This is a genomic window from Streptomyces sp. SID5910 (assembly GCF_009862125.1).
In the GTDB taxonomy this organism is placed as follows: Bacteria; Actinomycetota; Actinomycetes; order Streptomycetales; family Streptomycetaceae; genus Streptomyces.
Window position 1 is genome coordinate 1 of record NZ_WWHX01000769.1, and the last position, 10098, is coordinate 10098.

Here is a 10098-nt window from a genome sequence, read left to right on the forward strand (position 1 = left end):
TCGCATCCCGCTGATCGCCCTGCTCGTCGGCCAGTTCGGGCTGGCCGTGCTGCCGGCCACCGCGCTGGCCCTGGTCATCACCTTCGTCCTGCGCTTCGCCGGGACGGAGGCGCTGGTGTACCTGCCGCGCAGGGTCCGCGCCGGGCGCACGGAAGGCACGGAGGGCACGGAGGGCACGAGCCGCAAGAGCCGCACGGCAAGGAGTGCCGCATGAGACACAGCCGCAGAAGCACGGCGGTGCTGGCGGTGGGCGCCCTCACCACCGGGCTGCTCCTCACCGCGCCCCAGCCCGCCTCCGCCGCCAATCTGGTCAAGAACCCCGGCTTCGAGACCGCCGGCACCGACGGCATGCCGTACTGCTGGGAGAAGTCCGGCTGGGGCGACAACGACTTCGCCTTCACCACCACCGCCGACGCGCACACCGGCGCCAAGGCCATGAAGGTCGAGCTGACCCGCCGGGCGGACGGCGACCGCAAGGCCCTGATCACCGAGTCCGCCGCGTGCGCGCCCGTGGTGACGGCGGGCAGGCAGTACGACCTGTCCCTCTGGTACAAGACCACCACCCCGGACGCGTCCCTCACCCTCTTCCGGCACGACGCCACCGCGGGCTGGCAGTACTGGACGGACCTCAAGACCCTCGGCATGGCCGCCGGCTGGACCGAGGCGGGTGTCCGCACGCCCGAGGTCCCGGCCGGCACCGACCGCATCAGCTGGGGCGTCTCCGTCTACGGCACCGGCTCCGCGACCACCGACGACTACGCCATGGAGCAGGTCGCCGAGCCGGTCCCGGACCCGGAGTGCACCGGCACCGCGGCGGAGTGCGCCGACGGCCGCTGGGACGTGCTGCCCACCGAGAACCCGGTCCGCTCCATGCACTCCGTCGTCCTCCACAACGGCAAGGTGCTGCTGATCGCGGGCTCCGGCAACGACCCGGAGATGTTCGAGGCGGGCACCTTCACGTCGGCGGTGTACGACCCGGCGACCGGTGCGTACCGGACGATCCCGACGCCGAAGGACATGTTCTGCGCCGGGCACGTCCAGCTCCAGGACGGCCGCGTCCTCGTCATGAGCGGCAACGCCGGCTACCCGTCGGCGGACGGCACCGTCGGCTACCAGGGCTTCAAGGACTCGTACGTCTTCGACCCGGAGACCGAGACGTACACGAAGACCAACGACATGAACGACGGCCACTGGTACCCGTCGGCGACGATCCTCGGCAACGGCGACGTCGTCTCCTTCGGCGGGCTGCGCGAGGACTCCACCGGCTCGGTGACCGCCGAGCGCTGGTCCGACGCCGAGCAGAAGTGGCTGCCGGCCTGGCAGGTCAACCAGACCTGGTCGTACTGGGGCCTGTATCCGTCGATGATCCTCATGCAGGACGGCCGCCTCTTCTACTCCGGCAGCCACGTCTTCGGCAACAACATCCCCGGCACCGGCTCGGCGATCTACGACTACGACGCCAACACCGTCACCCAGGTCCCCGGCCTCCAGGACAAGGACGTACGGGATCAGTCGGCCAGCGTGCTGCTGCCGCCCGCGCAGGACCAGAGGGTGCTGACCATCGGCGGCGGCAACATCGACGCCAACCCGGACGCGAACCGGCTGACCGACATCATCGACCTCAAGCAGCCGGACCCCGCCTACGCCGCCGGGCCCCCGCTTCCGCAGGGCACGGTCGACCTCGGCGCCGGGCCGGTGCCCGAGACCGGGAACCAGGGCAAGATGTACGTCTCCGCCGTGCTGCTGCCCGACGGCAAGGTGCTGGAGACCGGCGGCGCGCTGCACAACCGGGCGAACCCCGTCTTCGAGTCCTCGATCTTCGACCCGGCCACGGAGACCTTCGACCCGGTCGCCGCCGACCCGGAGGCCCGCGGCTACCACTCGTCGTCGTTCCTGCTGCCCGACGGCCGCGTGATGTCCACCGGCGACAACCCGGGCAACGGCTCCTGGAACCACGACGTGTCGGTCTACACGCCCCCGTACCTCTTCAGGGGGGAGCGGCCCGCGATCACCTCGGTGATCGACACCGAGTGGACCTACGGGGACACTCAGCGGATCACCGTCGACCGGCCGATCGCCAAGGCCGAGCTGATCCGCCCGGCCGCCGTCACCCACTCCTCCGACCCGAACCAGCGGTTCGTGGACCTGCCGCTGTCCGTGGACGGGAACAACGTCGACCTGAACGTGACGAGCAACCCGAACCTGGCCCCGCCGGGCTGGTACATGCTCTTCGCGGTCGACGCGAACGGCGTGCCCTCGGTGGCGAAGTGGGTGCACCTCCAGGGCCCCGCGGCCCTCGCCGCGAAGGACGCCTCGGCGCACGTCCACTCCTTCGCCGACGCCCCGCGCGGCAAGGTCACGGGCCCGGGCAGGAAGCGCGCCTCGCAGCCGGTGAGCCCCACCGTCTCCGGCTGCGACCGGCACTACGGCTCCGCCAACGTCTGCGTGCCGACCGCCTTCCCGGCCGAGGTGAAGAGGACGACCGCCGCCCGCTGCGCCTGGCTGGCCCGCAACGACTACGGCCGCCTGGAGGTCAACGGCAAGGACGACCCACTGCGCCTGGACCCCGACCGCGACGGCATCGCCTGCGGCAAGGGGGATCTGCGGGCGAAGCCCTAGGGCTCCCGTCCGGCGAGGGCGCGTTCCACGATGGCCTCCAGCTGCTCGTGGTGCGCGCCCTTCCAGTACGCCCTTCCGCACGCCGTGCACTGGGCGAACACGTCGTACGAGCGCTCGGTGCCGCCCTTGAGCTGGTCCGCGACCTCCTCCTTGGTGGCCCGCTTGAGCAGGCCGTTGCAGGCGGTGCAGCGGGTCCAGGGCCGCAGCTCGGGCCGGAAGCGGTCCAGGACGTCCGTCAGCTGCTCGTCGGGGCGGGTGCTGTAGACGTAGGCGCCGGCCCACAGCTCGCGGCGGCGCAGCAGGCCCCGGTCGCGGCTGAGCATGACCCGCTGCTCGGCCGCCGACAGCGCGGCGAGCGCGGGGTCGCCGAGGTCCGTCGACTCGTACGCCGTGTCCACGCCGAGCAGCCGCAGCCGGCGGGCGAGGGTGCCGAGGTGCACGTCGAGGAGGAAGCGCAGGGGCGCGCCCGGGACCCGCTGGGGGTGCTCGACGGCGCGCACGGTCACCGACTCGCCGCCCGTGGGGACGTGTCCGGGCGGGACCTCGCGGCCGTCCACGAGGAGCGTGCCGACCTCGGTCAGGGGGACGCCGAGGGACTCGACGAGGTGGCCGAGGGTGGAGACGCCGTCGGTGGCGGCGCGGGCGGTGCCGGTGGGGCGGGCCCGGGGCACGAACAGGCGCAGCCCGGGGGCGAACTCGACGTGGATCTCGGGACCGTTCACCCGGTCAGGATGCCACGCGGGAGACCGGGCCCCCTCGGTCTTTTCCGGCGCCCGGTGCGGGGCTACGCGTGTTGGTAGGCCACCAGCGAGATCCCGACGTAGTGCGCGATGAAGGCCGCCAGGGTGAAGGAGTGGAACACCTCGTGGAAGCCGAACCAGCGCGGTGAGGGGTTCGGGCGCTTGATGCCGTAGATCACGCCGCCCGCGCTGTAGAGGAGCCCGCCCACGATCACCAGGACGAGCACGGCGACGCCGCCGGCCCGCATGAACTCGGGCAGGTAGAAGACGGCGGCCCAGCCCATGGCGAGGTAGCAGGGGGTGTAGAGCCAGCGCGGGGCGCCGACCCAGAAGACCCGGAAGGCGATGCCGGCCGCGGCGGCGGCCCAGATGCCCCACAGCAGCCACTGTCCCTGGGAGTCCGGCAGGAGCAGCATCGTGAGCGGGGTGTAGGTGCCCGCGATGATCAGGAAGATGTTGGCGTGGTCGAGGCGCCGCAGCACGCCGTCCATGCGGGGGCTCCAGTCGCCCCGGTGGTAGAGCGCGCTGACTCCGAACAGCAGGCACGCCGTGAGTGCGTAGATCCCGCAGGCGACGCGTCCTCTGGGCGAGTCGGCGAGGGCGGTGAGCACCAGGCCCGCGACGAGCGCGGCCGGGAACATGCCGAGGTGCAGCCAACCGCGCAGCTTGGGCTTGACCGGATGCGGCAGGGAGAGCGCTACGGGACCGCGGCCTGCGGCCTGCGTGTCCCTGGGCGCGTCGGAGGCGGACGCAGTCATGTACACATCGTACCTACGGGACCGTAAGTTACGCATCAGTACGGGCGTCGGGTGGACGCAAGTGGCCATCGTCTCACGGGAGTACCCGCCCGAGTAAAAGAAGTTCCAGGCGAAATCCAGGCGCACGCAAAAAAACACGGAGACAACCGCTGGTACGTGGCGACCCTCACGCCGCTCAGGTGTGAGGCCCTCTGGACATATGGGCACTCTCGTCGGATGATCAAATGAGTGCGGTCGGCACCGGATGAGCAGCGTGAGCTCCTCGCGTGACGCATCCGGGTCGCAGCCCCCACGGGGCCTCCAAACAAAAACCCCTCATTTAGGAGCAATCGTGGCGCGCGACATCGCGGCTCCCCCCGTCGTCCCCACCCAGCACCAGGAGCTGATCTCGTGGGTGAACGAGATCGCCGAACTGACGCAGCCGGACAACGTGGTCTGGTGTGACGGATCCGAGGCCGAGTACGAGCGCCTGTGCGAGGAGCTCGTCGCGAAGGGCACCTTCCGCAAACTCGACCCGATCAAGCGCCCCAACTCCTACTACGCGGCCTCCGACCCCTCCGACGTCGCCCGCGTCGAGGACCGGACCTTCATCTGCTCCGAGAAGGAGGAGGACGCCGGCCCGACCAACCACTGGAAGGCCCCCGCCGAGATGCGGGAGATCTTCACCGGCGAGAAGGGCGAGGGCGGCCTGTTCCGCGGCTCCATGCGCGGCCGGACCATGTACGTCGTGCCCTTCTGCATGGGCCCCCTCGGCTCCCCGCTGTCCGCGCTGGGCGTCGAGATCACCGACTCCGCGTACGTCGCCGTCTCCATGCGCACCATGACCCGCATGGGACGGCCCGTCCTGGACGAGCTCGGCGACGACGGCTTCTTCGTCAAGGCCGTCCACACCCTCGGCGCCCCGCTGGCCGAGGGCGAGGAGGACGTCCCCTGGCCGTGCAACAGCACCAAGTACATCTCGCACTTCCCCGAGGACCGCGAGATCTGGTCCTACGGCTCCGGCTACGGCGGCAACGCCCTGCTCGGCAAGAAGTGCTACGCCCTGCGCATCGCCTCCGTCATGGCCCGCGACGAGGGCTGGCTCGCCGAGCACATGCTCGTGCTGAAGCTGACGCCGCCCACCGGCGAGCCCAAGTACGTCGCCGCCGCCTTCCCGTCGGCCTGCGGCAAGACCAACCTCGCCATGCTGGAGCCCACGATCTCCGGCTGGACCGTGGAGACCATCGGCGACGACATCGCCTGGATGCGCTTCGGCGAGGACGGCCGCCTGTACGCGATCAACCCCGAGGCCGGCTTCTTCGGCGTCGCGCCCGGCACCGGTGAGCACACCAACGCCAACGCCATGAAGACCCTGTGGGGCAACTCCGTCTTCACCAACGTCGCCCTCACCGACGACGGCGACGTGTGGTGGGAGGGCATGACCGAGGAGACCCCGGCCCACCTGACGGACTGGAAGGGCAACGACTGGACGCCCGAGTCGGGCACCCCGGCCGCGCACCCCAACGCCCGCTTCACCACGCCGGCGTCGCAGTGCCCGATCATCGCGCCGGAATGGGAGGACCCGAAGGGCGTGCCGATCTCGGCGATCCTCTTCGGCGGACGCCGCGCCACGGCCGTCCCGCTGGTCACCGAGTCCTTCGACTGGAACCACGGCGTCTTCCTCGGCGCCAACGTGGCCTCCGAGAAGACCGCCGCCGCCGAGGGCAAGGTCGGCGAGCTGCGCCGCGACCCCTTCGCCATGCTGCCGTTCTGCGGCTACAACATGGGCGACTACATGGGGCACTGGATCGACGTGGCGAAGGACAAGGACCAGTCCAAGCTGCCGAAGATCTACTACGTCAACTGGTTCCGCAAGGACGACGACGGCAAGTTCGTCTGGCCCGGCTTCGGTGAGAACGGCCGCGTCCTGAAGTGGATCGTGGAGCGCCTGGAGGGCAAGGCGGACGGCGTGGAGACCCCGATCGGCGTCCTGCCGACGAAGGACTCCCTGGACACCGACGGCCTCGACCTGCCCGAGTCCGACCTCGAGTTCCTGCTCAGCGTCGACAAGGAGGTGTGGCGCGAGGAGGCGGCGCTCGTCCCCGAGCACCTGAACACCTTCGGCGACCACACGCCCACCGAGCTGTGGGACCAGTACCGCGCGCTGGTGCAGCGCCTGGGCTGATCCCCCCTGGTTCCGCGGCCGGTCCGGCTAGCCCTGACCTGCACAGCCGTCACGAAGGCCGGCCGCGAGGGACCTCCTCACGCTCCAGTAGCTCGATGTCCCGGAGCAAGGGAGGCCCCACTCGGGCCGGGTCCCCGCACAACGGCGTGCGACGGACCCGGCCCTTTGACTTGTCTCGGTTCAAGCAGACGCAGTCGTCAGTTCGCGCGGGTCCAGTGCCGCCGCATGCGCGTCCATGCGCTCCGCCGTCAGGATCGCGACCGCCGTGTCGGCACGGGACGCGGCCACGACCAGGGCGCGGCTCGCCAGGGTGTGCGCCCGCCGGTGCAGTGCCGCCGGACGGGACGCGGCCGGCGCGGCGGTCACCGGCACCCGGGCCGGCGCGTGGCCTCCCCGGAGCCGGGCGACCTGCTGCGCGAGCCGGTCGGCCGCCGTGTCCAGCTCCTCGGACGGCGCCAGGGCACGGAGCTCGTCCGTGGCGGTGAGCAGGGCCGCGAGATGACCCGCGAGCTGAATGTCCAGCTCCTCGTCGCGGGAGCGGTGGGGGAAGTCCGAGATGCTGCCGGCCACCGTGCTGTGGACCGACTTGCTGCGGATCGGTTCGTACATGGGACGGCCTCCTCAACGCTTTCAGGAAGCCATCCTACATTGGAATCAATCTAAAGTTGAGCCGATCACAAGATCGGATGCCCTGTACACCTACGGTGAGCGGCTAGGGCTGACCGTAGCCGTCCAGGAAGTTCCCGATCCGCCCCACGGCCTCGCGCAGGTCCGAGGCCGTCGGCAGGGTCACCACGCGGAAGTGGTCGGGCTCGGGCCAGTTGAAGCCGGTGCCCTGGACGACCATGATCTTCTCCTGGCGCAGCAGGTCCAGGACCATCCGCCGGTCGTCCTTGATCTTGAACACCTTGGGGTCGAGCCGCGGGAAGAGGTACAGCGCCCCCTTCGGCTTCACGCAGGTCACGCCCGGAATGCTGGTCAGCGCCTCGTGCGCGGCGTCCCGCTGCTCGCGCAGCCGCCCGCCCGGCAGCACCAGCTCGTTGATGGTCTGCCGCCCGCTGAGCGCCGCGACCACACCGTGCTGGCCCGGCATGTTGGCGCACAGCCGCATGTTCGCCAGGACCGTCAGGCCCTCGATGTAGGACTCGGCGTGCGCGCGGGGCCCGGAGATCGACATCCAGCCGACCCGGTAGCCGGCCACCCGGTACGCCTTGGACATGCCGTTGAAGGTGAGGGTGAGCAGGTCGGGGGCGATCGCGGCGGTCGGGGTGTGCACCGCGTCGTCGTAGAGGATCTTGTCGTAGATCTCGTCGGAGCAGACCAGCAGGTTGTGCCGGCGCGCGATGTCGGTCAGCCCGCGCAGCATCGCCTCGTCGTAGACGGCGCCGGTCGGGTTGTTCGGGTTGATGATCACCAGCGCCTTGGTGCGGTCGGTGATCTTCCGCTCCACGTCCGCGAGGTCCGGCATCCAGTCGGACTGCTCGTCGCAGCGGTAGTGCACCGCCGTGCCGCCGGACAGGGAGACGGCGGCCGTCCACAGGGGGTAGTCCGGCGCCGGGACGAGGACCTCGTCGCCGTCGTCGAGGAGGCCCTGCATCGCCATGACGATCAGCTCGGAGACGCCGTTGCCGATGAAGACGTGCTCGACGTCCGTCTCGATGCCGAGGGTCTGGTTGTGCATGACGACCGCCCGGCGCGCGGCCAGCAGGCCCTTCGCGTCGCCGTAGCCGTGGGCCGTCGAGACGTTGCGGAGGATGTCCTCCAGGATCTCGGGCGGGCATTCGAAGCCGAAGGCCGCCGGGTTGCCCGTGTTCAGCTTCAGGATGCGGTGACCGGCCGCCTCCAGCCGCATCGCCTCCTCGAGCACCGGGCCCCGGATCTCGTAACAGACGTTGGCGAGCTTGGTCGACTGGATCACCTGCATGTCCGCGAGCTTACGACCCGGTTACGACCCATGGGCCGTGTTTTCCACCACGTGAGACGCGCGCGCCCCGGTGGCCGCCGGTGCCCGCGCCCGTAGTCGGTGGGCGGGATCGCGCCAACTGGCGGCCGAATACCGGTCCTTGCCCGCACCCCTCTCCGTCATAAAAATGCTCATGACAATCCGGGTGCCGTCCGGAAGACCTCCGGCCGGTGCCCTCCATAGAGGGGACCCCCACATGAACAAGCCTCTCCTTGCCGCGCTCGCCACCCTGGCCGTCACCGGGGTCGGCGTGGCACCGGCGGCCGCGTCACCCGCGGCCCCGACGTCACCCGCGGCACGCACGGCTCCCGCGTCACCCGCAGCACCCGCGGCTCCCGCCGCCCGTGCCGTGAACTTCGCCGGCACCGTCGCGCTCAGCAACTGCTCCGGCTCCGTCGTCCGCCTGCCCGCGTCCGAGGACGACGACCCGGCGCTGGTCATGTCCAACGGCCACTGTCTGGAGACCGGCTTCCCCGCGGCCGGCGAGGTCGTCGTGGACCAGCCCTCCAGCCGGACCTTCGGGCTGCTCAACGCCTCCGGCACCCGCGTCGGCACCCTGCGCGCCAGCAAGATCGCCTACGCGACGATGACCGACACGGACGTCTCGCTCTACCAGCTCACCAGCACGTACGCCCAGATCCGCAGCTCCTACGGGATCAGCGCCCTCACCCTGAACGGCACCCACCCCACGGCCGGCACCGCGATCACCGTCGTCTCCGGCTACTGGAAGCGGACCTACGCCTGCAACGTCGACGGGTTCGTCTACCGGCTCAAGGAGGGGGAGTGGACCTGGAAGGACTCGGTCCGCTACACCTCCGCCTGCCAGACCATCGGCGGCACCTCCGGGTCGCCCGTCGTCGACAACGCCACCGGCAGGGTCGTCGCCGTCAACAACACGGGCAACGAGGACGGCGCCCGCTGCACCGACAACAACCCCTGCGAGGTCGCCGAGAACGGCACGGTCACGGTCCGCAAGGGCATCAACTACGCCCAGGAGACCTACCAGATCCCGGCCTGCTTCGGCCTCGACAGCAAGCTCGACCTCTCCCGCAGCGGCTGCGTCCTGCCCAAGCCGTAGTCCCGAGCCGTAGCTCAGCGCGGGCTCCGGCGCACCGACCGCCCGGCCAGTACGTCGGTGCGCCGGCCGTCCTCGATCACGAACCGCCCGTCGACCAGCACGTACGGGATGCCCGTCGGAAGCCGGCGCGGCTCCTCGTACGTGCTGCCGGCCGCGACCGTCGCCGGGTCGAAGAGGACCAGGTCGGCCCGGAACCCCTCGCGGATCCTGCCCCGGTCCGGCAGCCGCAGCCGGGCCGCCGGGCGCCCGGTGAGGTGGGCGACGCACTCCTCCAGCGAGAGCACGCCCAGCTCGCGCACGTAGTGGCCGAGGTAGTGCGGGAAGGTGCCGTAGGCGCGCGGGTGCGGCTTGCTGCCCTGGAGGATGCCGTCCGAGCCGCCGGTGTGGACGCGGTGCCGCATGATCGCGCGGACGTTCTCCTCGTGGCCGACGTGCTGGAGGATCGTCGGGGCCAGCCGGTCGGTCAGCAGCAGGCGCCGGGCGACCGTCCACGGGCTCTCGCCGCGCAGCCCGGCCGACTCCAGGACCGTGCGGCCGACGTACTCGGCGAGGGCCGGGTCGCTCACGCCGGAGATCTCGATGGTCTCCCACTCCACGGGCACGCCGTGGCAGCCGTCGGAGCCGGTCACCTCCAGGTGGTGCCGGATGCGCTCGGCGGTGTCGTCGTCCGCCAGCCGCTTGAGGATCTGCTCCGGGCCGCCCTCGCTCGCCCAGCTCGGCAGCAGCGCCACCAGGGTCGTGCAGCCCGGGGTGTACGGATAGGTGTCGAGGGTGAA

At 70.8% G+C, this 10098-nt stretch carries 8 protein-coding genes and 1 pseudogene; 4 read left to right on the plus strand and 5 right to left on the minus strand.

Features of this window, described 5'->3' with window-relative positions; all coding sequences use genetic code 11:
* Both GTW67_RS26990 and GTW67_RS26995 read left to right on the plus strand, forming a co-directional pair.
* Positions 1 to 214: pseudogene (locus GTW67_RS26990) on the plus strand (glycosyltransferase family 2 protein); the annotation flags it as partial.
* Positions 211 to 2619: a galactose oxidase family protein gene (locus GTW67_RS26995; protein ID WP_161167392.1), complete on the plus strand. Its 2409-nt coding sequence runs from the start codon at positions 211 to 213 to the stop codon at positions 2617 to 2619. The pseudogene GTW67_RS26990 and the gene GTW67_RS26995, both read left to right, overlap by 4 nt.
* On the opposite strand, the gene GTW67_RS27000 is transcribed toward GTW67_RS26995, so the two are convergent.
* Together GTW67_RS27000 and trhA are read right to left on the minus strand one after the other, a co-directional pair.
* Positions 2616 to 3341 (minus strand): Mut7-C RNAse domain-containing protein, encoded by a 726-nt coding sequence (locus tag GTW67_RS27000; protein WP_161167393.1) that lies wholly within the window; start codon positions 3339 to 3341, stop codon positions 2616 to 2618. The genes GTW67_RS26995 and GTW67_RS27000 overlap by 4 nt on opposite strands.
* A gap of 62 nt (positions 3342 to 3403) precedes the next feature.
* Positions 3404 to 4117 (minus strand): PAQR family membrane homeostasis protein TrhA, encoded by a 714-nt coding sequence (trhA, locus tag GTW67_RS27005; protein WP_161167394.1) that lies wholly within the window; start codon positions 4115 to 4117, stop codon positions 3404 to 3406.
* A 331-nt stretch (positions 4118 to 4448) separates the two neighbouring features.
* Here trhA and GTW67_RS27010 point away from each other — a divergent pair, with 331 nt between their 5' ends.
* Positions 4449 to 6281, plus strand: coding sequence for a phosphoenolpyruvate carboxykinase (GTP) (locus tag GTW67_RS27010; protein ID WP_161167395.1), 1833 nt, complete (start codon positions 4449 to 4451; stop codon positions 6279 to 6281).
* 180 nt (positions 6282 to 6461) lie between these two features.
* On the opposite strand, the gene GTW67_RS27015 is transcribed toward GTW67_RS27010, so the two are convergent.
* Positions 6462 to 6890 (minus strand): SCO4983 family protein, encoded by a 429-nt coding sequence (locus GTW67_RS27015; RefSeq protein ID WP_161166141.1) that lies wholly within the window; start codon positions 6888 to 6890, stop codon positions 6462 to 6464.
* Positions 6891 to 6993: 103 nt separating this feature from the next.
* Entirely contained in the window at positions 6994 to 8205 is a 1212-nt protein-coding gene (locus GTW67_RS27020) for a pyridoxal phosphate-dependent aminotransferase (protein ID WP_161166140.1), read from the minus strand.
* Positions 8206 to 8440: 235 nt separating this feature from the next.
* On the opposite strand from GTW67_RS27020, the gene GTW67_RS27025 reads away from it, so the two are divergent.
* Positions 8441 to 9322 (plus strand): S1 family peptidase, encoded by an 882-nt coding sequence (locus GTW67_RS27025; RefSeq protein WP_161166139.1) that lies wholly within the window; start codon positions 8441 to 8443, stop codon positions 9320 to 9322.
* 14 nt (positions 9323 to 9336) lie between these two features.
* On the opposite strand, the gene GTW67_RS27030 is transcribed toward GTW67_RS27025, so the two are convergent.
* Positions 9337 to 10098, minus strand: a 762-nt coding sequence (locus GTW67_RS27030) for an amidohydrolase family protein (protein WP_161167396.1), incomplete at its 5' end; no start/stop codon positions are given.